Source organism: Paraburkholderia sp. RL17-337-BIB-A (assembly GCF_046025895.1).
Taxonomy (GTDB): Bacteria; Pseudomonadota; Gammaproteobacteria; order Burkholderiales; family Burkholderiaceae; genus Paraburkholderia; species Paraburkholderia fungorum_C.
In genome coordinates this window covers 722505-745032 of the sequence record NZ_JARESY010000003.1, presented here as the reverse complement: position 1 = coordinate 745032, position 22528 = coordinate 722505, and the positions used below count along the sequence as shown (strand labels likewise).

The 22528-nt window shown below is 59.9% G+C and carries 18 protein-coding genes and 6 pseudogenes; 13 read left to right on the top strand and 11 right to left on the bottom strand.

Annotated features, from left to right (window positions below; translation table 11 throughout):
• Positions 1 to 336: 336 nt before the first annotated feature.
• From P0D84_RS41420 to P0D84_RS41405, 4 genes and pseudogenes are all read left to right on the top strand, one after another.
• Entirely contained in the window at positions 337 to 1335 is a 999-nt protein-coding gene (locus tag P0D84_RS41420; RefSeq protein ID WP_408348122.1) for a hypothetical protein, read from the top strand.
• A 93-nt stretch (positions 1336 to 1428) separates the two neighbouring features.
• Positions 1429 to 1557 (top strand): hypothetical protein, encoded by a 129-nt coding sequence (locus P0D84_RS41415; protein WP_408348119.1) that lies wholly within the window; start codon positions 1429 to 1431, stop codon positions 1555 to 1557.
• Positions 1558 to 1573: 16 nt separating this feature from the next.
• Positions 1574 to 2164, top strand: a pseudogene (locus tag P0D84_RS41410) (IS6 family transposase); the annotation flags it as partial.
• A gap of 541 nt (positions 2165 to 2705) precedes the next feature.
• Positions 2706 to 3416, top strand: a pseudogene (locus P0D84_RS41405) (reverse transcriptase N-terminal domain-containing protein); the annotation flags it as partial.
• On the opposite strand, the gene P0D84_RS41400 reads toward P0D84_RS41405, so the two are convergent.
• Positions 3327 to 5093, bottom strand: a complete 1767-nt coding sequence (locus P0D84_RS41400; RefSeq protein ID WP_408348116.1) for a recombinase family protein — start codon at positions 5091 to 5093, stop codon at positions 3327 to 3329. The pseudogene P0D84_RS41405 and the gene P0D84_RS41400 sit on opposite strands and share 90 nt — an antisense overlap.
• Before the next feature lie 319 nt (positions 5094 to 5412).
• Here P0D84_RS41400 and P0D84_RS41395 point away from each other — a divergent pair.
• The 3 genes and pseudogenes from P0D84_RS41395 to P0D84_RS41385 all read left to right on the top strand — a co-directional run.
• A pseudogene (locus P0D84_RS41395) lies at positions 5413 to 5682 on the top strand (reverse transcriptase domain-containing protein); the annotation flags it as partial.
• A gap of 36 nt (positions 5683 to 5718) precedes the next feature.
• Positions 5719 to 6375 carry a group II intron maturase-specific domain-containing protein gene (locus tag P0D84_RS41390; protein ID WP_408349766.1) on the top strand — a complete coding sequence of 219 codons (657 nt, stop codon included), beginning with the start codon at positions 5719 to 5721 and terminating at the stop codon, positions 6373 to 6375.
• A 114-nt stretch (positions 6376 to 6489) separates the two neighbouring features.
• Positions 6490 to 6738: pseudogene (locus tag P0D84_RS41385) on the top strand (transposase domain-containing protein); the annotation flags it as partial.
• A 105-nt stretch (positions 6739 to 6843) separates the two neighbouring features.
• On the opposite strand, the pseudogene P0D84_RS41380 reads toward P0D84_RS41385, so the two are convergent.
• Positions 6844 to 6969 (bottom strand): annotated as a pseudogene (locus P0D84_RS41380) (ester cyclase); the annotation flags it as partial.
• A 523-nt stretch (positions 6970 to 7492) separates the two neighbouring features.
• Between P0D84_RS41380 and P0D84_RS41375 the strand changes: the two are divergent.
• Positions 7493 to 8482 (top strand): LysR family transcriptional regulator, encoded by a 990-nt coding sequence (locus P0D84_RS41375; RefSeq protein ID WP_408348113.1) that lies wholly within the window; start codon positions 7493 to 7495, stop codon positions 8480 to 8482.
• A gap of 216 nt (positions 8483 to 8698) precedes the next feature.
• On the opposite strand, the gene P0D84_RS41370 is transcribed toward P0D84_RS41375, so the two are convergent.
• The 3 genes from P0D84_RS41370 to P0D84_RS41360 form a co-directional block, all read right to left on the bottom strand.
• Positions 8699 to 9889 carry a porin gene (locus tag P0D84_RS41370; protein ID WP_408348110.1) on the bottom strand — a complete coding sequence of 397 codons (1191 nt, stop codon included), beginning with the start codon at positions 9887 to 9889 and terminating at the stop codon, positions 8699 to 8701.
• A gap of 694 nt (positions 9890 to 10583) precedes the next feature.
• Positions 10584 to 11240, bottom strand: a complete 657-nt coding sequence (locus tag P0D84_RS41365) for a M28 family peptidase (protein WP_408348107.1) — start codon at positions 11238 to 11240, stop codon at positions 10584 to 10586.
• Entirely contained in the window at positions 11123 to 11509 is a 387-nt protein-coding gene (locus P0D84_RS41360) for a zinc-binding metallopeptidase family protein (RefSeq protein ID WP_408349884.1), read from the bottom strand. The genes P0D84_RS41365 and P0D84_RS41360 overlap by 118 nt, the downstream gene beginning before the upstream one ends.
• Before the next feature lie 329 nt (positions 11510 to 11838).
• On the opposite strand from P0D84_RS41360, the gene P0D84_RS41355 reads away from it, so the two are divergent.
• From P0D84_RS41355 to P0D84_RS41345, 3 genes and pseudogenes are all read left to right on the top strand, one after another.
• Positions 11839 to 13044, top strand: a complete 1206-nt coding sequence (locus P0D84_RS41355; protein ID WP_408348104.1) for an efflux RND transporter periplasmic adaptor subunit — start codon at positions 11839 to 11841, stop codon at positions 13042 to 13044.
• Position 13045: 1 nt separating this feature from the next.
• A pseudogene (locus P0D84_RS41350) lies at positions 13046 to 13483 on the top strand (ABC transporter ATP-binding protein); the annotation flags it as partial.
• A 52-nt stretch (positions 13484 to 13535) separates the two neighbouring features.
• Positions 13536 to 14288 carry an IS6 family transposase gene (locus tag P0D84_RS41345; RefSeq protein ID WP_408348101.1) on the top strand — a complete coding sequence of 251 codons (753 nt, stop codon included), beginning with the start codon at positions 13536 to 13538 and terminating at the stop codon, positions 14286 to 14288.
• 69 nt (positions 14289 to 14357) lie between these two features.
• On the opposite strand, the gene P0D84_RS41340 is transcribed toward P0D84_RS41345, so the two are convergent.
• From P0D84_RS41340 to otnK, 5 genes are all read right to left on the bottom strand, one after another.
• Positions 14358 to 15020 carry an aspartate/glutamate racemase family protein gene (locus tag P0D84_RS41340; RefSeq protein ID WP_323047063.1) on the bottom strand — a complete coding sequence of 221 codons (663 nt, stop codon included), beginning with the start codon at positions 15018 to 15020 and terminating at the stop codon, positions 14358 to 14360.
• Positions 15021 to 15043: 23 nt separating this feature from the next.
• The gene (locus tag P0D84_RS41335) at positions 15044 to 15745 is read right to left on the bottom strand and encodes a substrate-binding domain-containing protein (protein ID WP_408348097.1); all 702 of its coding nucleotides are present in this window, start codon (positions 15743 to 15745) and stop codon (positions 15044 to 15046) included.
• A gap of 40 nt (positions 15746 to 15785) precedes the next feature.
• Positions 15786 to 17114, bottom strand: a complete 1329-nt coding sequence (locus P0D84_RS41330; protein WP_408348094.1) for an MFS transporter — start codon at positions 17112 to 17114, stop codon at positions 15786 to 15788.
• 70 nt (positions 17115 to 17184) lie between these two features.
• The gene (gene otnC / locus P0D84_RS41325) at positions 17185 to 17853 is read right to left on the bottom strand and encodes a 3-oxo-tetronate 4-phosphate decarboxylase (protein WP_408348091.1); all 669 of its coding nucleotides are present in this window, start codon (positions 17851 to 17853) and stop codon (positions 17185 to 17187) included.
• The gene (gene otnK, locus P0D84_RS41320) at positions 17850 to 19163 is read right to left on the bottom strand and encodes a 3-oxo-tetronate kinase (RefSeq protein WP_408348088.1); all 1314 of its coding nucleotides are present in this window, start codon (positions 19161 to 19163) and stop codon (positions 17850 to 17852) included. Before otnK ends, otnC begins: the two co-directional genes overlap by 4 nt.
• 320 nt (positions 19164 to 19483) lie before the next feature.
• Between otnK and P0D84_RS41315 the strand changes: the two genes are divergently transcribed.
• The gene (locus P0D84_RS41315) at positions 19484 to 20293 is read left to right on the top strand and encodes a DeoR/GlpR family DNA-binding transcription regulator (protein WP_408348085.1); all 810 of its coding nucleotides are present in this window, start codon (positions 19484 to 19486) and stop codon (positions 20291 to 20293) included.
• A gap of 431 nt (positions 20294 to 20724) precedes the next feature.
• Positions 20725 to 21360, top strand: coding sequence for a transposase (locus P0D84_RS41310; protein WP_408348082.1), 636 nt, complete (start codon positions 20725 to 20727; stop codon positions 21358 to 21360).
• A 270-nt stretch (positions 21361 to 21630) separates the two neighbouring features.
• Here the strand turns inward: P0D84_RS41310 and P0D84_RS41305 are convergent, their stop codons facing one another.
• A complete protein-coding gene (locus P0D84_RS41305; RefSeq protein ID WP_408348079.1) occupies positions 21631 to 22515 on the bottom strand; it encodes a LysR family transcriptional regulator in 885 nt (294 codons plus the stop codon).
• Between the last annotated feature and the right edge of the window lie 13 nt (positions 22516 to 22528).

The window sequence follows — 22528 nt, the reverse complement described above, 5'->3', positions numbered from 1 at the left end:
TTTCCGATCCGAGCGCAACTAACGGTCAAGTTGCTTTGATTTTCTAGGGCAGTAGCACCGCAGTACACTGATTGCTTTCAGGAGGAGGGTGATATGCGACCCGAAGAGACGCGTCATGAAGAGAAGATGGCGCTCGCGTAGACGAGGGTGAACCAAACCGTGGGAGGCTATTTCCGTCGACTTGACCGCCGTCATAGACGACGAGACGACGCCTTACCCGTTTGGTTACGGCGTTTGGAAGCTGCGAAGTTTCTCACGAAGTGAGGCCAACTAGTCAGCCCAGCACGCCGGCCATATCAGCTATGCTGGAGACGTTGCCAAACGATCGCAGTTGTCATGCGACTGATCATCGAGGCTCGCCTGGAGGGTGGACAAACGAGTGAGGCTAAAGCGACGACCGTTGCTGTTGTGGAACGAACGGACCGGAGCGTCGCCGACCTGGGACCCACACTTGCCGAAGGTCGCGCCTTGCTCGCTGAGGTTCAATCGTTACTGGTGTTGGAGCAGACGGCCGGGTGGATGGAAAGCCAATTGGCTTGCGATTGTTGTGGCTCGACGCTGGCGCACAAGGATGCCCGGTCGATCGTGGTGCGAACCGTGTTTGGCAAAGTCGACGTGCCGAGGCCGGAGGCTGTGGGCGTGCAACTGTGCGGCAAAGCAAGGGCAGCCGCGTCGCTCTGTGAGTCCGCTGTGCAAGGCCGTTCACAGCGTGTGACGCCGGAATTGGAGTACCTGCAGGCCAAATGGGCCGCCCATCTACCCTACCGTCAGGCCACTGAGCTGCTTCGAGAGGTCCTTCCGCTAGACAAAGGGATTTCCTTCGGTAGTACTCGCCGTCGGATCCTCGCCATCGGTACGGCGCTGGACGCGCAGATCGAGCGCGATATCGCGTCTGGTCCAACAGCGGTCAGCGCAGAGCAGGTTCGCGAATCGGCCACCGTCGGCTGCGTGAGCGTCGCCTCGGCCTGGCTGAGCTTCAGCAGCAGCCCTCAGCGCCGCAAGGCGGCGCGCGACCTTGCGGAGTTGAAATCGCCTTGGGCGCAGAACTTACCGCGGGATCGACATGTCAACATCGTTGCGGGCCGTGCAACTCTCGCTGATCGCACCCCGCGTCTCTACGCGTATGTGCATAAGCTGGTGCCATCGGCGCCCGCGCGGTTGGACCAATTTCTATTTGCAAGCGGCGTGGCTCCAGACGAGCGGGTCACCGTGATCAGCGATGACGCTGGCGAATTCGGTAAGGCTGTGGACGGCAGCAAGCTCGCTCGGGGAAGGATCCTGGACTGGTTTCACATCGCGATGAAGTTCAAGGCTGCCAGAAACTCGGTGTTCTGAAGCCAGTCGACGGAGCCCCACGAGCGAATTGCCGTAGAGACAGAGATCGATCACGCCAAGTGGCTGGTTTGGCATGGAAAGGGACGTCAATCGGTGTCCCGCATCAAGGCGCTGGATGCCACGCTGTTGACGAAGGAAGGCTATGAGCACTCAACGTTGTTCTGGAACCTGCGCGGCTCTGTCGCGCTAAGTGATCAGGTAAACTGGGGCGACCTAAATTGAGACGACCACGATGACCATGACGGGCAGGATGCCGCGTACGACGTTACCACCGGGAATCGCGAAGGTGATGAAGCGACTACATTACCCGCTGGACGTGATCCTGCTATGTGTGCGGTGGTATGTGGCCTACTCGCTGAGCCTGCGTGATCTTGAGGAGATGATGGCCGAACGGGGCGTCGAGGTCGACCATTCGAGCGTGCACCGCTGGGTCATCAAGCTCGTACCGTTGTTCGAGAAAGCCTTTCGCAAGCACAAGCGGCCAGTTGGCAAGAGCTGGAGAATGGATGAAACCTACATCAAGGTGCGCGGCCAGTGGAAGTACCTGTATCGCGCAGTGGACAAGGCTGGAAAGACCGTCGATTTCCTGCTTCGGGCCCATCGTGACAAGGCTGCCGCCCGTCGTTATTTCGAGAAAGCCATGAATCAGAATGGCGCGCCTGAGACCGTTACCATGGACAAAAGCGGCGCCAATCTGGCCGCCATCCAGAGCATCAACGCTGAACGGGAAGCGCCCATCGAGGTCCGTCAGGTCAAGTACCTGAACAACATTGTCGAAGTGCGACACGAGGTCGCTTACAGAAGTTGTTCTCCCTTCTCGCCGTATCGAAGGAGAGAACCACCGGTGTCACCCGGTGAATCCAGGGGCCTGAATCAAGAGCGGCTCTGACAACGTAACGAAGCGCCGCAAGGCGCGGGGTATCAATCGCGAGAGGCGTACCCTTCTGGCAGCCATACGCCGGATGAGCGCCAGATAGTCGGTATGGTGAAAACATTTGAATCTGCAGTAGGGTCGTTACGTTGAACGAGCGGAAATGGCTATTGCGCTCGAACCAAAGCGGTACTGGAGGTGGGAACAGCGTCTTTCGATTACGCGTTCGTGACCCGCATACCTCCCGGCCCAGAGCAGGCACCTAACCCGACGTACTTCCATAAGCGGAACGTGGAAACCCCGTATCGCTCCCTTCGGGACAGCAGGCTGCGAGGTCTGCCCATGGCGGTGCGGGCACAGGATCGGGGAAAAAGCGAATGCCCGGCTGTAATGGACGGGATACGGGTTGCAACATCACCCGACGCGAAAGCGGGCAGACTTCCTCGTGGTCTCTCCTCACCAGAGAGTTTGCAGAACCATCTAAACGGAAGGAAAGCAAATGAGCGCAGCAACACGGGCGCGTGCACCTTCGGGCGTGGCGTGGAACGGCATCAATTGGGCCGATGTTCAACGTCAGGTAAGGAGGCTGCAATCGCGTATGGTGAAGGCGGTACAGGCCGGCCGCCATAACAGGGTAAAAGCACTGCAATGGCTGCTGACCCATTCGTTCAGCGGCCGTGCATTAGCCGTGAAGCGGGTGACTGAAAACAAAGGCAGGAACACCCCCGGTGTGGACAAGGTAACGTGGAAAACACCGGCGGCAAAGGCCAACGCGATTGCGTCGTTGAAGAGGCGGGATTATTAGCCCCTTCCACTTCGGAGAGTTTTTATTCTGAAGAAAAACGGTAAGACGAGGCCGCTCGGCATACCCGTGATGAAATGCCGCGCCATGCAGGCGTTACATCTGCTGGCGTTGGAACCCGTTGCGGAAACCACCGCCGATCTGAATTCTTATGGGTTCAGACCGGAACGCTCTACTGCTGACGCTGGAGGACAATGCTTCATTTCTCTGGCAAAAAAGGCGAGTGCGGAATGGGTGCTGGAGGCCGACATCCAAGGCTGTTTCGACAAAATTTCCCACGACTGGATGATCGCCAATATCCCCACGGACAAGGTGATTCTAAAGAAGTGGCTCAAAGCGGGATACGTGTATCAAAACGAACTCTTCCCCACTGACGCCGGCACCCCGCAAGGGGGAATTATTACGCCGCCTACAATGTTGCATACTTTTCACTCCATCGTCTGAATCATTCGAATTCTCGCCTGCGAGGAGACCTCCGGGCTGCGGATCGATCCGGAATACGACGAGGATTTCATCCTTGTGGATTTCGACACGCTTGACCAGAGCCAGTACGATCTTGCGCTTCGTTGCGAGATCGATCGTAGCGAGTTTGTCCGTAACGGCACTTGCAAATTCCTCCAGCCGGTTGATGACCAGAAACAGTTCACTTTGAGCCACCCCGTGCTGCCGGGATTCCTGGATCTGCTGATCGACCTGCTCTAGCCGGTTCTTCAACTGCTGTATCTTCGGCTCGAAGTCCGTCCTGTCGATGATACCGTCGGCATAGCTGTCGATGAGCCGGGACTTGCCTTTCTCCAACTGAAGCCTTTGCCTTTCCAGGCTGGCCGTATCGAAGCCACTATTCTCATTGCGCTCCATCGCATCCAGTCGTCGTTCATATTCCTTCTTCAGTCGACTCGGATGCCTCAACAGATCCGCGACCTGCTGCCATACGAGGTCATCGAGACGATCCGTTCGCACTTGCAGGTTGTCGCAGATGCGTTGACCACCGAAGCGATAGGCATCGGTTCCGACACAGCGGTAATAAGCATAATCTCGCTGATGCCCCTTGGCCGCCGCCTTGCTGACTTTCTTGCCGTAGTACGCGTAACGGCATTGCCCACAAACAGTCAGCCCCTGAAGCAGGTAGATCGGCGCGTTCTGGCGGCGTTGGCGCGCCAGCTTGCGATTCTCGGCAAGCTGCTCCTGGACTGAATGGAACATCGCTTCGCTAACAATCGCCGGCACCGGGATTTCGATCCACTGCTGCGGGTCCGTGGATGTTGTCGAGTATGCCCTCCTTGGCACATCGGCGCTGTGGCGTTGGGTGCGCACGCGGACATGCGGCAGGCGATCACGAGACTGGGTTTTACCGAACGCGGCCCGCCCCATGTAAGCGGGATTACGCAATATTCCCCATACCACACTACGGTCCCAGTACAGCTTGCCGGATGCCGTCACCGTGCCCGCCTCGGCAAGACGACGAACCACTTCGCCTATGCTCAGCCGGTCCATCCCGATCCACTGGAAGATAGTCTTTACCGTCGCCGCTTGCGGTAGTTCAATCACGTACTGGGCCGGTGTCCCATCGAGCTGCTTGCGGATATAACGGTAACCATAGGGAGCCGTCGATAGCACATTCACGCTTCCGCGCTTTGCGCTATGAAGCTTACCGCGTCGATTACGCTCGGTGATCTTTGCCCGTTCGTACTCCGAAATCATGCCCTGCATCTGCAACAGCAGCGACTCTTCCGGTGTCGCGCCAATCTCATGATTGAGAAACACCACCTGCACGCCACACGCAGAGAACTCCTCCATCAGCAATGCCTGGTGTGCATACTTTCGCGCCAGCCGGTCGGGAGACAGGATGTACAGCCGATCAACCAGCCCGAGTGCGGCACGGTCCCTGAGTCGCTCTAGCTGCGGTCTGATCAGCGTCGCACCGCTTATCCCGGCGTCTATGAAGCACATGTCGTCGACAAGATGCGCATCGTCAGCGGTAATGCGCTCCCTCAGCGCGGCAATCTGGCTTTCAATGGTGCCGCGTTTGGTCTGTTGTTCGGAGGATACCCGCGCGTAGAGCGCGACCATTGCAGCGTTGCTCATCGCTTACCTCGCTTGATAGCCGCTCGCCGTGTCGCCACGGGCCGAACAGCGGATGGCTGTGCCGTAGCGCGTGAATCTATCGGACTGAGCTGCTCGTACGCCTTCTGCAGCTGTTCGCCGGCATACCGGTTCGGTTCAAAGGCAAGACGGACACGCCAGTTCTTACGTCGTCCTCGGGTCATTGTCGCGCCTCCCTGTCGGCGGGAGCGAGGGTCTCAAGGACGAGAACCGCATCGACGTCAGGCCATCCTCTGGACCACGGTGCCAGACACTCCCTTGAAATGCGCAGGCCCCATTTTACCCGCGAGTTTGCTATGTTGTTGGCAGTGCTATTTCCCCGGTGGCAGCCAACATGACGCTCGATGGCCTCGAAGCTATGCTAGCGGAAAAATTCCCGCGAGCGAAGCCGAGAGGACTGAAAATGAACATGGTGCGTTACGCGGACGACTTCATTATTACCGGCCACTCGAAGGAGTGGCTGGAACATGAAGTCAGGCCGGCAGTAGCTGAATTCCTGGCGGAACGCGGGCTGGTCCTATCACCAGAAAAGACCAGGATAACGCACATCAAGGATGGGTTTGATTTCCTCGGGTGGAACATTCGCAAGTACAACGGCAAGCTACTGATGAAGCCGTCGAAAGCGAACGTCAAGGCACATCTTGACAAAATTCGTGAAATCATCAAGGCCAACAAGACGGCTAAACAGGCGAACCTGGTAAAGCTGCTCAATCCTGTCTTACGAGGATGGGCGAATTACCATAGCCATGTCGTCGCCAAGAAAGCCTTCGATCGGGTTGATCACGAGGTCTGGTCAATGCTATGGCGATGGGCGGCAAGAAGGCACCCTAAAAAAGGCGCCCGATGGATAAAAAGCAAATACTTCAGGGCCAAAGGTTTGCGGGACTGGGTATTTGCCGCCACAGAAAAAAAAGAGGATGGCACGACAAGAGAGGTCACCTTGCTGAAGGAATCGGCCACGCCAATAAAACGGCACATCAAGATCCGAGCGGGCGCAAATCCGCACGATCCGCAATGGGCACCATACTTCGAATCCCGATGGGGCCAGAAGATGCTGAACTCGACGCGCGGTCGCCGTAAGCTGTACCGTGTCTGGGTAAGGCAAGATGGCATGTGTTCCAACTGTCAGCAGCCCATCACAATGAACACCCGCTGGGATGTTACGCATATTGTGAAGCAAACTGACGGCGGCACGGATGCAGCAAGCAACCTCCAGGTTAACCATCTCAATTGCCGTAGAAATCCGCAGTACGCCGGAAAATGAAGTTGTACTACCGGGTGTCGACAGATGCCTTTGCAGAGGCTTGAGCCGTATGCTCCTAAAGGCGCACGTCCGGTTCTTAGGGGGCAGCAGCGCAGCAATGCGCTGCTGCTACCCGACCGCGACATCCGGCCATTCTGCACGGGCAGATCCTCATGGCTGTTCAGTGACACGGTTGCCGGTGCGAAGGCGAGTGCAATGATCTACAGCCTGATGCTCACGTGCCGGGCGTGCAATGTCGAGCCTTACGCATATCTCGTCAGGGTACTCAGCGAATTGCCCAAACGTGCGCCAGATGCTGATATCAGTGACCTGCTGCCATTCAACTTCTCGAAGACTACGGCTTCAGCGCGCGACATCGCCTGATCCAACCATCGTGCTGACGTGACCACTCCAACTGCCACGACGTGGTAAGCGCTGATCCATCGCCACGCAGCCTCGCGGTCCCGTGTGCCAAATTGAGCGCTTACGCATTTTCCGTCCTGTCGCGGTCGGCAACGATCCAATGAGGAAATCGCTGAATGCCGGACCGGTATGTGTGCCTCCACCCTCCCAACGGCCGACTACATACTCCCCCTCGGCGATGAGATCAGCGACGGTGAACCAGCGGCCCACTACCGGCCTTGTTGTCATCTTCCCTGGACATGCTGAATTCCTCCTTGACTGTGGTTGAAAGAGGGAAACGCAATCGCCTCGCTCTGTCTGAACAATATTGGCGCCGGCAGTCAGCCGCCCCCGTTTCTTGCTGCAATACTCGACAAACCGACACGCGTCTTGTGATGGCGATGGTCATCACGCGCGTCGTTCGTTCGAGGTCCGCGTCGGGCCCGGCCGAACGCTAGCCTCGCGTGGGCAGCTCAGCTACGAACACCTCGGATCGAACGCATCTCGGGTTTTCCTGCCGCTTTTAGTCGCTCGCAACCCCGGCCCTCTTTGCGCCGAAGTAAGATATGGCAACGTTCCGCGGTGCGCCTATGGAAAGGCGCTCGCGCATATCTGCGCACCCGCCGAGTTCAAGGTCGATTCATCTTGTGCCCAGTAGGCATATTGCGGCGCGGCATGACTGGCTGGTTGCCAGACATTGACGCATTTTTAACCCCGAATGAACGGAAAGCGATCGATGGATATGTTGCAGGCCATCCGTGCCTTTGCTCAAGTTGCATCAGTTGGTAGCTTTACTACGGCAGCGCAAAAACTAGACCTTGTTACATCTCAGGTTTCACGCGCTGTAGCGGATCTTGAGACGCACTTGAACGTTCGCCTTTTAAACAGGACCACTCGGCGTGTGGCATTGACCGAAGCAGGGGAGCGGTATCTTCCTCACTGTGAAGTGATTCTCAAGCATTTGGCGGAAGCGGAGGCGGAGGCATTGGGATTGAGTGCAGAGCCCTCCGGGACGCTCAGGATCGGCGTAACCGCCAGCTTTGATCGGTATCATCTGCCCGGTCTGATTTCAAGCTACCTAGAGCAATTCCCGCAGCTGTCGGTTAGCGTAAGGCTGGTGCAACCGGGACAGGAAGCGATGCTCGGTAATCACGACGTCCTACTTCTCTGCTCATCAGACCCCCCCGAGCCGGGCGTAAGCTCTGAGTGTCTTGGTGCGGTGTCATTAATCCTTTGCGCATCACCCGTCTATTTGGCGCGGTACGGATTGCCACAGACACTGTATGACCTGAAGCAACATCGATGCATTGATCTTGCTGGGGACCTGTCGGCCGGTCAATGGATATTCGACGGGCCATTTGGGCATGAAGCGTGTTCGGTCGGCCATACAGCTCTTCAGAGCGACCTATGCGATGTACTCAATGATTCTATTCAGGCTGGTTTGGGCATCGGCCCGTTACCCGTCCGGATTGGGCTGCAACAATTGCGCGCCGGGTCGGTGGTTCGCGTTCTGCCTGACTACAGGATGAAGGCGCGTAATGTCTACGTCCTTTATTCTTCTCCTCTGCATCTCGACAGAAAAATAAGGACATGGGTCGAATTTCTCAGGGAGGCATTGCCCCAACGCCTTGCGCGTGATGAGGCTGCGTTGGCGCCACTTGCAGCGGCGTTACCTAGCGATGGGGGCGACGACACACAAAGCCGGGGTATTCAAGATCACCTGTAGATAAGGCGACCTTCGTTCAAACGTTCAAACGGCGAGAAAAGGCTAGGCAGCCAGTACAGGTCTCACCTTTAGGAGCGGCTGTCCGATCGTGGCGACGAACCCTTTTGTGGATGAAAGCGCCCGTCACTGAAAAACAAGAAAGCCAGCCTTCGGCTTGCGCCCCGGCTGGCTTCAGGGTACGGCACGACGTCTCGGACCGTAGGTCATGTTGTTCTATTAGAACTTGTGACGGATACCCAGACTGACGATTTCCTGGTGGTTCGCAAGTGCGTTATTGCCGTACGAACCGATCGACGCGCCTGCTGTTTGCGTAGTCGTTGCGTTGACACGCTGCGTGCCGCTCGCGTGCTGGTATGCGCCGAGCAGGTACAGGTCGGTACGCTTCGACAGATTGTAGTCGGCGCCCAGCGAAACCTGGTTGTAGCTTGCCGACAAATCGCCAGAACCGTGCGTGTAGATGTAGCCCAGACCGACCAGCATAGCCGGCGTGAGCTGCCAGCCAGCGTAAGCGCCAGCAACCTGGAACTTCTCCTGCTGCGTGAAGGCCGAGAATGCGTCCGGCTTGTACTGCACGAAGCTATAACGCACGTTGAACGTGAACGGACCCGTGACAAACTGTCCTGCTGCCGACGTGGTGTCGATCTGCTTGGCAGACTGGTAACCGTTGTTGATCTGCGAGACGAACGTGGCGTTCGAGGTCGCGCCTGCGCTCCAAGTGCCCGGGCCTGCGGGCGTTGCCGGGGTGATGCCGCGGCTTGCCAGCGTATTGCCGTTTTCCATACGGAAGTAGCCAGCAGCAGCGCTGAACGGACCGCCGCTCCACGTTGCTGCGCCTCCCCACGATTGCCCTGCGCCCGTTGCGCCGGCGACACCGCCGAGAGCGTACATGCCTTCGACCTGGAAGCCGCTCCACACCGGCGAGACGTACTTGATCGCGCTGTTCGTGCGCGAGTCGTTGTCGTTGTTGTCAAGGTCGCCCGGCGTCGTGAACGTGCTGCCGAGGTAGTTGTCGGCCGTCAGCGGCTGGACCATGTCGACCAGCGGGTCGTACTGGCGACCCAGCGTCAAGGTGCCGTAGGCGTCCTGCGTCAGACCGACGAATGCCTGACGGCCGAACATGAGACCACCTTGGCCCAGCTTGCCGCTGTTCACGTCAAAGCCGTTTTCCAACTGGAAGATTGCCTTCAGGCCGCCGCCCAGGTCTTCCGTGCCCTTCAGGCCGAAACGGTCACCTTGAATGTTGCCGGCATACGTCTGGAACAGATGGTTGTTGTTGCGGTCGGCTTGGCCAACATACTGGATCGATTCATCGATCAGGCCATACAGGGTCACGCTGCTTTGTGCATGTGCTGCGCCTGCAACGCCGAGCAGAGCCAGCGAGAGGGTCGACAGTGCGATTCGTTTCATCTATTTCTCCACGCGGATTAGTTTCGTCATTGCGAAAATGAGAATAGCCCAACGCACGGAGTGCAAGAATCAAAAAATAAAACCGTGTCGCGAAATTCCGACAGCTATGCGTCTAATAATTGACTCGGACTGCTTGAGAAGCATCCTCGTTCGTTCTCACAGGATCGCGGAGTTTTGAGTGGAATTGCTGGCGCCACAACTGGCCCTTCTCGGTAAGACTCTTGTCCAGCTTGGGTAACACTAGCGCCTCCCACCAGATTTCCCCGGCAGGGATTGCCAGAAACCACCAAAGCCTTGATAGCATGGGCTTCCAGCCCCCACACAACACAGGTTCGATTTAGGCAAATCGCTAGGGTGACACCCCCCGTGGGGGCGCTCACCATCGTGTGACGGCCCCAGGTGTTCTCGGCTGTGGGCGTCAGCGCCGCCCGCCAGGGGCTGCTCTTAAGGGGCGCCGCTGTGTGCGATGGCCGGCTCGATGTGACCCTTGTCCGCGAAAGATGATTTCCCATTGGCCGGCGTTTCGCAGCCACGAATCCCTTCCGGCGTTCAGTGTCCTGCTCAGCGTCGCGGGAGGCCCGTGTCTTCGACAATCCGCTTCCGCTATCACTCCAGCCGCACGAAGCATAAGTTGAACGTCGCTTCGGGGTCGGCAGCTGACAGAGGCCTCGCCTCGAAAGCGGCCCCCCAACGGTCACAACTGCCTCTTTTCTGGGGCCCGGATCTTGCCGGGATTCGCGCCACCCGGCCCCAACGACGCCACGCTTGCAGCCAACCCGCGCGTCACGGCGGCCATGCGCCCATAGTCGAGCGTCGCTGGGACATCGTGAGCGGTATGGTAGTGCGGGTTGCGCAGGTAGGCGGTGTCGGTCACCATGGCGGCCGGATAGCCGTGGCGCCAGAAGGAAGAATGATCGCTCAACGCGACCCCTGGCACCCACCACGGCAGCGCCGCTGCTTTGAGCGGAAAATCGGACGAGGCCTGGAACGCGTCGACGAACCATCGCAATTGGCGCGCCGAGCGAAGATTGGAGACGAAACCGATAAAGTTGCCGCACGCTGGATAGAAGTAACGCAGCAAAGGCGGATACCTTTGGGTACCCGGCTCGTCTCGGTAGTAACCGAGCATCTCGAGCGAAAGCATCAGGCGAATGCGATCCCCGCGCAGCCGCGCGGCTCTCGCGTACCTCAGACTGCCCATGTCGCCACGGAAGAAGAACGGCGCTTCCTCGTTCACGAACGAAACGCAGCGCCCGGTGTACCGAGGCGAGAGGGACTGAAGCATGCCCGCGATCTCGAGGAGCGCGGCGACGCCGCTGGCGTTGTCATCGGCGCCAGGGCTGTTTCGCACGGTGTCGTAATGCGCGCCAGCACAATGATTTCGTCAGACTGAACGCTGCCTTCGAGCGCAACTTCAATATTGGCACAGGGAACCCCTCGCACCTGGTAGTCCTGATGCGTCACTGTACGGCCAGACCTCGTCCACTGCTGCACGATATAGTCGGCTGCCGCGTGCAGCGCGTCCGGCCGGAACACGTTGCGTTCGCCGATGTCTTCGGCGAGAACCTTCACATGGCGTTCCAATGCCGCAGCGAGGTCCGGGACGTGCGCAGTCAGCATGCGATTCTCTCCACCCGTTCATGAACGAATACCGCCATTGAAGCAGGAAACGGCTACCAGCGAGCGTAATTCCAAAAGCGATTCATATCTCGAATGTGCGCCGCTTCGAGCGGCGACGACGATATTGCCCGCATTGCAATCGGCGAGTCGCTTGAGCAGGTCCGCGCCGAACGCCACGGCGGCGCCACCGTGGCGTAAGCGCGGACTGGGCACGGCGCTATACTGTGGGCCCGGTCACCGCTCCACAAGCCGGCGTGGCGATACGTCGAAACGGCGTTCCTGTACGGCGCTTGACGAACGTGACCGCTTGCCGGTGCAAGGCCCGAAAATTGGCTGATCACGATCTGGAAAGGCTGAGAATCGACCGGCCGTCGGCCGGCACTGTCCCGCGGCGGCGCAGCTGGATCCGTTACGCGGTCATCGCGCTGCTCATCGCAGCGGTGCTCGGCGTTGCCGCCAGGCTGGCCGGTCCGCCGGCGGTCGAAACGGCGACCGTGACATCCGCTTACCCGTCGCAGAGCTACACGCTGCTCAATGCCACGGGTTACGTCGTGCCGCAGCGCAAGGCCGCGGTTGCATCGAAGGCGCAGGGCCGTCTCGAGTGGCTCGGGGTACTGGAGGGCACTCACGTGAAAAAAGGCGAGGTGATTGCCCGGCTCGAAAGTGCGGATGTCGAGGCAGCGCGGGCTCAGGCGTTGGCGCAAGTGACAGTGGCGCAGGCGAATCTTGAACTGCAGGTTGCCGAGCTGAAGAACGCCGAAGCCAATCTGCGCCGCTCCGCGATACTCGCGCCCACGGGGGCTATCCCGGCAACGCAATACGATGCCGATCTTGCCCGCTACGACAAAGCCAAGGCGTCGATCAACAACAGCAAGGCCGCCATCTTGTCGGCGCAGGCCAACGCCCGTGCCGCTCAAGTCGCTGTCGATCAGACCGCGATTCGTGCGCCATTCGATGGCGTGGTGATCGAAAAGCATGCGAACGTGGGCGACAACATCACCCCCTTTTCGCAGGCATCCGACAGCAAGGGGGCGGTCGTGACGATCGCCGACATGGAAACGCTCGAAGTCGAAGCGGATGTGGCGGAGTCCAACATAGCCGGAATCAATGTGGATCAGCCGTGCGAGATCCAGCTCGACGCGCTGCCCTATCTGCGACTGGCGGGCCAGGTCTCGCGCATCGTGCCCACGGTGGACCGCTCGAAAGCGACCGTGCTGGTCAAGGTGCGTTTCGTGGACCGCGATGCGCGTGTGCTTCCCGACATGAGCGCAAAGATTGCGTTCCTCGCGAGACCGGTTCCGCCGCAGGAAAAGCAGCCCGTTGTCGCGGTGCAGCCCGCCGCGATCGGCGAGCGCGACGGCAAGAAAGTGGTCTACGTGGTCAAGGACGACACGGTGCGGGAGGTCGCGGTCACGACGGGCGCCAGGATCGGCGAGCTCGTCGCGGTCAATGGCGTGAACCCGGGCGACACGCTCGTACTGGCTCCGAACGAGAAGATCAGGGACGGCGCCAAAGTGACTTTGGCGAAGAAATAGCGTGAGTACCGCACCGCTCGTCGAAATTAGCCACGTCGCGAAATCCTACCGACGCGGAGTCCAGACCGTGCCAGTCCTGGCCGACATCACGCTAGGGATCGGCAAGGGCGACTTCGTCGCACTGATGGGCCCGTCGGGATCGGGCAAGAGCACGCTGCTCAATCTGATTGCCGGCATCGACAGGCCGGATAGCGGCGAGCTGCGCGTCGGTGGGCTCGACATCACGCGACTTCCGGAAGCGGCGCTGGCCGAATGGCGCGCGGCCAACGTCGGCTTCATTTTTCAGTTCTACAACCTGATGCCCGTGCTCACCGCTTTCGAGAACATCGAGCTGCCGCTGATGTTGACTCATTTGACCCGCAGAGAGCGGCATGAGCGCGTTGGTCTGGTGCTCGACATGGTGAACCTGACCGACCGCATGCACCATTACCCTTCCGAGGGCACTGTCACGTTGCTGGGATGTTGCCGGAAATGCAGCGACAATTGCGGGTATGAAACGAACTGCTATCCAACACAGCGCACCTGCCAACGGTGCTATCTCCTATGCCGGCTACCGATTTCCGCCCGACGTGATCAGTTATGCGGTATGGCTGTACTACCGTTTTCCGTTGAGCCTGCGTATGGTTGAGGAGTTGCTGGCAGCTCGCGGCATTGACCTTACTTACGAAACGGTGCGGCGCTGGTCGGTGAAGTTCGGCCTGGGTATCGCCCGGCGGATCCGCTCTACCGCGCTGGCCCGAGGCGATAAGTGGCACCTCGATGAGGTGGTCGTGACGATCAACGGCAAGAAGCACTGGCTGTGGCGCGCGGTAGACCAGTACGGTGCGGTGCTCGACGTACTGGTGCAGAGCCGGCGCGACAGGCACGCGGCCAGGCGGCTCATGCGCAAGCTGCTCAAGAAGCATGGTCGCGCTCCCCGTGTGTTGATCACCGACAAGCTCAAGAGTTACGCCGCGGCAAACAGGGACCTTGGGCTGGACGTGGAACACCGGCAGCACAAAGGACTGAACAACCGGGCGGAGAACTCGCACCAGCCAACGAGGGTGCGCGAGAAGGTGATGCGCCGCTTCAAATCAGCGCGCCACCTGCAGCGATTCACGTCGGTCCACGACCAGGTGGCAAACCTGTTCATGCACTGCCGCTACAACACGAACGCACAAGACAAGCGGCAGGCGCGCACGCAGGCTTTTGAAGCGTGGGAAACCGTGACCGGCAACTCAATGCTGGATCGCCTTGCTGCATAAATCAGGAATACTGATGTTCTGCGTCTTCACTCGCTCGACCATCACAATGTGACAGTACCCTAGCGAGTTCTAACGGCCTGTTTCCACGAGTTCGCGCATGCGCTCAACGGCAGCTTGCGGCGCCGTCAGCACCGGCACGGAGATTTTATCGCGCACCTGTGCGGCTGCGCGCGAGGTCGAAAAGTGCGCCAGCATGACGACATCGCAGTCGGCCAGCTCGGGGGCCCGCGCCGCCACGAGAGTGTTGTGGCGCTCTACATTCCCTCGGCGCAGTTCGTCGATGGCTTCATCGACCAATACCGTCTTTAGTTCGGCCTTGCTGCCAACCTGGGCAACGTATTCGTCGAACTCCTCGGTCATGGTGATAACTGCGGGTCCGAACGTCGCCAGCATGCCAATTCGCAGACCATAGGAGACAGCCGCCTGAAACATGGCCTCATTCGGTTTTAGCACCGGCACCGGCAGCGCCGCCGCCAGGCGATCGATAGCGGGACCGAATGCAGAACAGGTGATGAGAATGGCATCTGCGCCCATGTCGTAGCCGTACCGACCAAAGCGCACAAAGCGCTCTATCAGCGGCTCCGAGAGCTCGTTCTCGCGGGCCCGGTCGATGGTCAAGCCATCGTCGAGCAGGTTGATGGTCTGTGCCTCGGGCCACACTTCGGCGAATGCACTATGAATCGGTTGCATGGCGACGGGGGTGGCATGCAGCAAAACAATTCTTGATGTCATTTGTACTCCATTCACAAGCGGGTTCACCAGCGGGCTGTGAGTCCATTGCGTTCGTAGATCGCTTTCGCGTGGCCGCTGGTCAGCACCTTGAGCAGGTCATGTGCCACTGGCCGGTCCACGGAAGCGCTGCAAATGCCGACGCTCAGCGAGACAATCTGCTGTATCTTCGCGGGAAGCGGACCGACAATGTCGATGCCGTCAACCGCACTCAATTCGCTGATTTGCTGGATCGCGATATCCGCTTCGCCACTTACCAGTCTTTCCGCAACAAGGCCTTTGTCGATAGGGGTGGCCCGACGGTTGATTTCTTCAAGATGCCCGTTCTCGCGCAGCAGTTGCTGCAAATAAATGCCGCTCGCGCCGCTCAATGAATACGCTACGGAACGACTCTTCAACAGGGCGTCGAAGAAATTCTGCACGGAAGAAATATCCGGACGCGGCGCCCCGCGCTTCACTGCCACGCCAATGGAAGATTCGACCAGAGGCAGGCAATGTCGCGCAGCAACCCATCCTGCGTCGACCAGGTTTTTCATCGCACTGTCAGTCACGATGATCGCATCGGCCGTGTCGCCCTTTCTCAGGCGCGCCTCGATGACCGTAGTAGGATCCCAGCCTATCGTCGCATCGATTCCGTGTTCGCGAAGGGCAGCGATCATGCCGTTGTCAAATGCCGCGCGGACGGCTAGCGCGCTGAACAAGCCGGCCTTAAAAGCATCAGATTGCATAGGTATTCACCTGTACTGTTAAAAAGTTCACGTTGCCGGCCTATTTGCTCGGCGAACGCATTTCCACTTTGGAGGCCGCCGGTCGCCCGAACAGGACGGCAATGACAGCAGAAAGCACGAGCGTCGCGCTGACGAAGTAAAGCCCCGAAGAATAATTGCCTGACAGGTCGCGCAATTTGCCAATGACCATCTGCCCTACCGTGCCGCCGATCGAGCTCCCTACCGAGTTGATCAGGCCGATGCCTGCCGCGGCGGCCGAGCTCGAAAGAAATAGCGTCGGCATGCTCCAGAACGGCGGCTTCGCTGCATTGATACCGAAATTGGCGACCGACAGCGCTATCACCAGCACCAGCGCGGAAGCCGCCTGGCCGGCGACGACCATGCCGAGCGCGCCGGCGAGGCAGGCGATTGCGACATGCAGACGCCTTTCGCGCTGACGATCGGAGCGCCGCCCCCAATAGACCATGCCGACAACCGCAACCAGATTCGGGATCGCGTTGATGATGCCCAACTCGACGAAGCTGAAGCCGAACTGTTTGAGCAGCATGGGTGCCCAAAAGCCGATCGCGTAAAGCCCCATCGACGTCCCCGAATAGACCAGCGCAAGAAGCCAGACGCGGATATCCTTGAACGCAACCCAGACATTGGAGGCGCTCCGCGCCGCTTTTTCGGAGTGCTCTTTTTCCAGCTCCTGGGCCAACCAGCGCCGCTCATCCTGTTCGAGCCACTGTGCGTCTTCCGGCTTGTCGGTCAGATAGACCAGCGCAACGCATCCCAGCACAACGGTGGGAAGGGCTTCGACGATAAAGAGCCATTGCCAGCCATGCAGGTGAGCAACACCATTCGTGTATTGCAGCAGCGCGCCGGAAATTGGAGACCCGATCATGTTTGATAATGGCGCCGCCGCCATGAAGATCGCGGTCACGAACGCGCGATGACGCGTCGGATACCAGAAGCTAAGGTACAGAATGACGCCAGGAAAGAAGCCAGCCTCCGCGACGCCAATAAAGAAGCGCAGCAAGTAAAAGCTCATGGGATTCGACGCCAGGGCATTCGCTGCGGAAAGCGAACCCCACGCGAGCATCATCAAGGCAATCCAGCGGCGGGCTCCGATGCGATGCAGAGCGATATTCGACGGCGTGCCGAAGATAAAGGTGCCGATAAAGAACACCCCGGCGCCAGTTCCGAATACTGCGTTGGTGAAGCCGAGATCGTGGTTCATTGTCAGCCCCGCGAACGCGACATTCACGCGATTCAGGAAGCTGAGGAAGTACAGAATGATGAGGAACGGAATGATCCGCCGCGACACCTTGCGGATCGTTCTGTGCTCCAGTGTCGAGTGGGCGTCTAGTGAGTTCGTCGTTGCCACAGTCGTTGTCTCCTTGTTATTTGTTCATGCAGGCCGCTCGTGACAGATGCCTGCCCGTTGCATCGGAGCATTACCAGCGCGCGCCGAACACCGTGCGCAGTTCCTCGAGCGCAGCTGCGTCGAGCGGCGCCGGCCGCGGGTTCGACATCAGCCACAGACGCGCGGTCTCTTCGAGCTCTTCGATCGCATACGAGGCTTGTGACACCGAACGCTCCCACACGACCGGCCCGAGCCGCTCCAGCATCACGCCGCGCACGCTTTCGGCCAGTGCCGCAATCTGTTGCGCGACCTGCGGGTCCCCTGGACGCCGGTAACGGATCAATGGCACGTGCCCGACCTTCATCACGAAGTAAGGCGTGATCGGCGGCAGCACGTCAGCTTCGCTCCAGACGCCCGCGAGCGTCAGCGCGACGAGGTGGGTCGAATGCGTGTGGACGATGCCGCGCACGTCGCGATTGCGCGCATAGACGCCACGGTGCAGCGCGAGCGTCTTCGACGGCCGGTCGCCGGACACCAGGTTCCCGGCCAGATCAACCTTGGCGATCCGGGCCGGGTCGAGCCGGCCCAGACAGGCGTCGGTTGGCGTAATCAGCCAGCCGTCCTCGAGGCGCGCGCTGATATTACCTGCACTGCCCACCGTATAGCCGCGCGTGTACAAGCTCGCGCCTGTCACGCAGATTTCTTCGCGGATCTTCGCTTCTTCGCTGGCGTGAACGGCGCATGGCACGGGACGGGTCATCGCATGCCTCCGTCGAGCTGGTGCAGCGCCTTCGCGAAGAAGTCGACGGTGCCGAAGTTGCCGGACTTGAGCGCGAGCGCGAGCGGAGATTCGCCGATTGTCGCCGTAGCGGGCACGCCCGGATCGATCTGTCTGCCGATGCGCAGCATCTTGACGCCAAACGCCTGAACCACCGCGCCCGATGTCTCTCCGCCTGCGACCACGAATTTGCGCACGCCCAGTTCGCGCAGGCCGCGCGCGATCGCCGCGAGCGTGCGTTCCACCAGGTGCCCCGCCTCGGCTGCACCCAACTCGCGTTGCGCGGCCTTGACGTCCTGCGGGGCGGCCGTGGCGTAAATCAGCACCGGCTGCGGGACGCGCGCTTCCATATGCTCGCGCGCGAACGCCAGTGCGAGCTCGACGACAGGTTCGCCGCGTGCGGCAGCGAGCGGATCAATGCGGAACGCCGGCCGGCTCTCGCACCAGGCGGCCACCTGCGCGTTCGTCGCCATCGAGGCACTGCCCGCCAGAACAGCAGACCTGCCTTCGATGGATGGCAGATCGCCAGCAGCCGCCGCATCGACGAGCAAGCCCGCGCGGCGGTAATTTTCTGGCAGACCCAACGCAATGCCGGAGCCCCCGGTGATCAACGGAACGTCGGCGCAGGTTTCGCCGAGCGTGCGAATGGCCGCATCCGAAACCGCATCGGCGATCGCGATACGAACGCCTTCGCGCCGCAACGCGTCGATCGACGCGCGTACAGCGTCCACGCCTTGCGCAACGGCGTCGTAGCGCACCAGGCCGACCTTCGAGCGCGTTTGGCGTTGCAGCACGCGGACGAGGTTGGCGTCGGTCATTGGCGTTAGCGGGTGATGCTCCATGCCCGATTCGTTCAACAGCGCATCGCCGACAAATAGATGTCCGCGATAGACCGTGCGGCCATTTTCCGGGAATGCCGGGCAGGCGATTGTGAACGGGGCGTCGTCGCCTGCCGACAGGGCGTCGAGCAACGCGTCGGCGACGGGGCCGATGTTGCCCGCGTCGGTCGAGTCGAAGGTCGAGCAGTACTTGAAGAAGAACTGGCGGCAGCCCTGCGCACGCAGCCAGTCGAGCGCGGCGAGCGCTTGCGCGACGGCCGTGGCCGTATCGACCGTGCGCGACTTGAGCGCGACCACCAGTGCATCCGCATCGATCGGATCGGTGCTCGCAGGTACGCCTATGGTCTGGAAGGTGCGCATGCCGCCTTGCACCAGCGTGCAGGCGAGGTCAGTGCCGCCGGTGAAGTCGTCGGCAATGCATCCCAGCAATGGACGCGGGGCGTGAGTAAGCATGGAAAACCCTCCGTGAACGACCAGTTTAACGGCGCTTGGTCGATATATGTTAATATTTGATAACTTATTTTAATATCATGGTACGTGGCGTTAACGCGCGCTGCCGACCTGCTTCCAGATTTATTTCTCCGGGCACGGCACCGGAAACCCTCGCCGGAAGCGCTCGCGGTGCCGCCCTGTCGACGACATCGGGCTCCGTGGATTGAAAAGACGGGCTCCGCGTCATCTGCCCGGAGAATGCTGATCGGCGTTCTCGTCGGATAAGATAGTGGCGCCCACAATTTCAAGAGATGTCCGTCCCGCGCTTCAGAGACCGATCCATGTCTAGCCACGCCCCCCCCGATTCGAGCGAAGCCCCTCTGATACCCGATCAGCGACGGGAAGCCATGCTTCGTCAGTTGCGGCGGGACAAGGTCCTGTCGGTCCAACAGTTGATGGCGGCGTTCAACTGCTCGCACATGACGGTCCGACGCGACATCGCGGCGCTCGAACAGGCGGGCCTCGTTTTTACGGTGCCGGGTGGCGTACGCATCGCGAGTCACCTGGGCAACGAGCCGAGTCACCAGTCGAAGTTTTCCGTCGAGCAGCCGCAGAAACAGGCGATTGCGCGCGTCGCTGCGCAAAGCCTGCGGGCCGGCATGACGATCTACCTCGACGCGGGCACGACGATGCTGGCGATCGTGTCGTACATCGTCGCGCTCAGCGACATGACGGTCATCACCAACGACTTCGAGATCGTGCGCGAGCTATCTGGCGCAACGCATGTCAGCGTGATCCATACGGGTGGCCAACTCAATCACGCGAATCTGTCGAGCGTCGGCCCGCTCGCCGCCACGACGCTGCGCCAGGTCGTACTCGATGTGGCCTTCATTTCGGCGAGTTCGTGGGATCTGCGGCGTGGCGTGACGACGCCGTCTGCGCCAAAGGTGGAAGTCAAGCTGGCGGCTATGGAAGCCGCGTCGCGCACGGTGCTGGCAGTATCGAGCTCGAAGTACGGCACCTTTGGCCTGTACAAGGTGGCGGCGCTCGACCGCTTCGATCTCGTCATCACTGACGACGGTCTTGCGCCGGCCGCGGCGCTTGGCATGCGGCAGTCCGGCGTCGAGCTCGAGCTGGCGTCGGTCGGTTGAGTCGAGGCGATGCGGGCGCGAGGCGAACGTTCGCCGTCGAACTACGGCGCTGCGGCGTTGACCTCGGCACGATTCGTCGACTTTTAGGCTTGGTCATCCTACTCCGTAGTGAAGCGCATCGCAGACAGCGATCCGGTGCGGCTCGAGGCAATCGTTGCGCGGGTGATTACGCTCCTACGCGGGCGCTCCGGGGCTTGCTGACATGAATGAAGCGCGGCTTATTGTAAGCTCACAACGTGTCAGCCTTCGTGACGCGCGCGCCCTTCGGACATGCACCGACCCAGTACCGACCCGAACACATGTCTAAGTAAATCGCCATCGCGGAAGCGACCGTGGCGGTCCTTGGAGAATGTCGAGTGCTCGGGTACGGCTTTGTTCGGATGGGGGGTATTGCGAAGTTTGGGCGGATTGTGTAGAAGCACACCATCACGATGCGAGCCAAGATCATGCCATACGAAGCGAGGCTGAAACAGGGTGAAGCGCGCATGCGCAAGAAGCCCGGGTACCGGGTGACGAATGCGCGCGTACAACCAGAGTCTGAGAAAGCGCGGCATGAGTACGGCAGGAAGGCGACGCAAACACCGCAGCGCAAGATCCATCTGTCGATCGACGGGGAGATGAACATTCACGCGATCAGCATTACCACCACAGAAGTATCGGACAGCGAAGGAATGGGCCCGGTCCTGCCCGCGGATCTGTCAGTCGACCGGGTGATCGCGGACGGCGCGCACTACAGGATCGAGCGCACCGAAGCGCTCTCGCGCGTCGGCGTGACGCCTGTCATTCCACCGCCGGCTCACGCCGTCGTGCACGGCAACGACCAGACCCGCTGGCACGATCAGATCGTCAAATACATCGATGAGAAAGGCATCTATGCGTTCCACAAGAAATATGGATATGGCGTACGCGCGCTGGTCGAAGCGCAGATCTCACGCATCAAGCGATGCATTGGTGCCACCCTCCTGACACAGAAGATCGCGTCGCAGGAGAGCGAAGGCGTGATCATCGCCAACATCATCAACCTGTGGAATTCATTTGGGAGGCCCGTTTCCGTCAAAAATCTATAGTTGCGTCCGCAGCATGGGAACTCATACCCATCCGAACAAAGTCGCTCCTGAGCGCTGTGTATGGGGACCGACTGGCCGCATCCGGGTCTTCTAGCGGAATGCCCGACGACGGTGCGATGTTCGACCTACTTACCGCGTGGCCACCTACGACAGCAATGCGCAACCAGATTCGTGTGCACAATCCAGCAGAACTCTACGGATTTGTTGATTAAGATTTAAAAATGGCTGCAACTATTGTCCGGCAGAACCGGCTGTCCCAACCCCGCTCTGCTATCTACTGACTTTCGCGTGCTCGGAGCAAGCAATATGCGCGAACTCCTCAACGAGCTGCGAACGAACCGATGCTCGCAGCCATCCTAATCCGACGCGTCGCGTCGGGCACGGCTGCGGCAGACTCCAGCGTCGAAGCTGCGGGTCGGGCACGCCGATTACTGGCCAGTCGGGAAGCACTGACACGCCGAAGCCCTCGGCTACCAGCTTCGCAATGTGCTCTATCCCGTCCAGCTCAAACTGCACGTTTGGGCGAACACCCTTTGCGTGCAGATATTCGTCAGCCATCTTTCCTGCGACAACTCTCCGGTCGTAACGAATAAACGGCTCTTCGGCCACGGTGGCCAACGCGTCCTTGACACGCAGACGTGTCTGGGTAAGAAGGATGAGAGGCTCTTCGCGCAACAGGCGCCACGAGCAAGTCTTCGGAAGCTCAAAAGTCGGATGCACGATGATGGCTGCATCAAGTTCTCCCGACGTTACGCCGTCTAGCAACGTGACTGAGGTCCCAGGCTCGATGTAAATGGGAATGCTCGGATGCGTTTGTTTCCAGCGCCGTAGAAATGGCGGCAGAAGTCCCATCAATGCCGTTGGGGTTGCGCCGAGACGCAACGGGCCGGCGGGGAGGCCTGTGTCCGAGGCTGCGGAGCGTAGGTCGCGAACGTCTCGAAGGAGGCCTCGCGTTCGGTCGAGAATTCTGGCACCCACTACTGTTGGCTTAACCGTCCGTCCTGCGCGCGTGAGCAACTTGGAACCAATATCATCCTCCAGCGCGCGTATTTGCTGCGCGACTGTGGTCGGGGCAAGGTCGAGCCGTCGCGCCGCCTCCGCAATTGAGCCGGATTCGATAACAGCAATGAAGCTCTGAAGAAAACGGGTGTCCATACGCGTATTTTAC

Bases quoted from the DNA above. Each gene is read 5' to 3' on its own strand.
- P0D84_RS41345 (WP_408348101.1), top strand. From the start codon at position 13,536: ATGAAACGAACTGCTATCCAACACAGCGCACCTGCCAACGGTGCTATC.
- P0D84_RS41360 (WP_408349884.1), bottom strand. From the start codon at position 11,509: ATGCTGACTGCGCACGTCCCGGACCTCGCTGCGGCATTGGAACGCCAT.
- otnK (WP_408348088.1), bottom strand. From the start codon at position 19,163: ATGCTTACTCACGCCCCGCGTCCATTGCTGGGATGCATTGCCGACGAC.
- P0D84_RS41305 (WP_408348079.1), bottom strand. From the start codon at position 22,515: ATGGACACCCGTTTTCTTCAGAGCTTCATTGCTGTTATCGAATCCGGC.
- P0D84_RS41340 (WP_323047063.1), bottom strand. From the start codon at position 15,020: ATGACATCAAGAATTGTTTTGCTGCATGCCACCCCCGTCGCCATGCAA.
- P0D84_RS41420 (WP_408348122.1), top strand. From the start codon at position 337: ATGCGACTGATCATCGAGGCTCGCCTGGAGGGTGGACAAACGAGTGAG.
- P0D84_RS41370 (WP_408348110.1), bottom strand. From the start codon at position 9,889: ATGAAACGAATCGCACTGTCGACCCTCTCGCTGGCTCTGCTCGGCGTT.
- P0D84_RS41400 (WP_408348116.1), bottom strand. From the start codon at position 5,093: ATGAGCAACGCTGCAATGGTCGCGCTCTACGCGCGGGTATCCTCCGAA.
- P0D84_RS41315 (WP_408348085.1), top strand. From the start codon at position 19,484: ATGTCTAGCCACGCCCCCCCCGATTCGAGCGAAGCCCCTCTGATACCC.
- P0D84_RS41335 (WP_408348097.1), bottom strand. From the start codon at position 15,745: ATGCAATCTGATGCTTTTAAGGCCGGCTTGTTCAGCGCGCTAGCCGTC.
- P0D84_RS41375 (WP_408348113.1), top strand. From the start codon at position 7,493: ATGGATATGTTGCAGGCCATCCGTGCCTTTGCTCAAGTTGCATCAGTT.
- otnC (WP_408348091.1), bottom strand. From the start codon at position 17,853: ATGACCCGTCCCGTGCCATGCGCCGTTCACGCCAGCGAAGAAGCGAAG.
- P0D84_RS41310 (WP_408348082.1), top strand. From the start codon at position 20,725: ATGCGAGCCAAGATCATGCCATACGAAGCGAGGCTGAAACAGGGTGAA.
- P0D84_RS41390 (WP_408349766.1), top strand. From the start codon at position 5,719: ATGAAGCCGTCGAAAGCGAACGTCAAGGCACATCTTGACAAAATTCGT.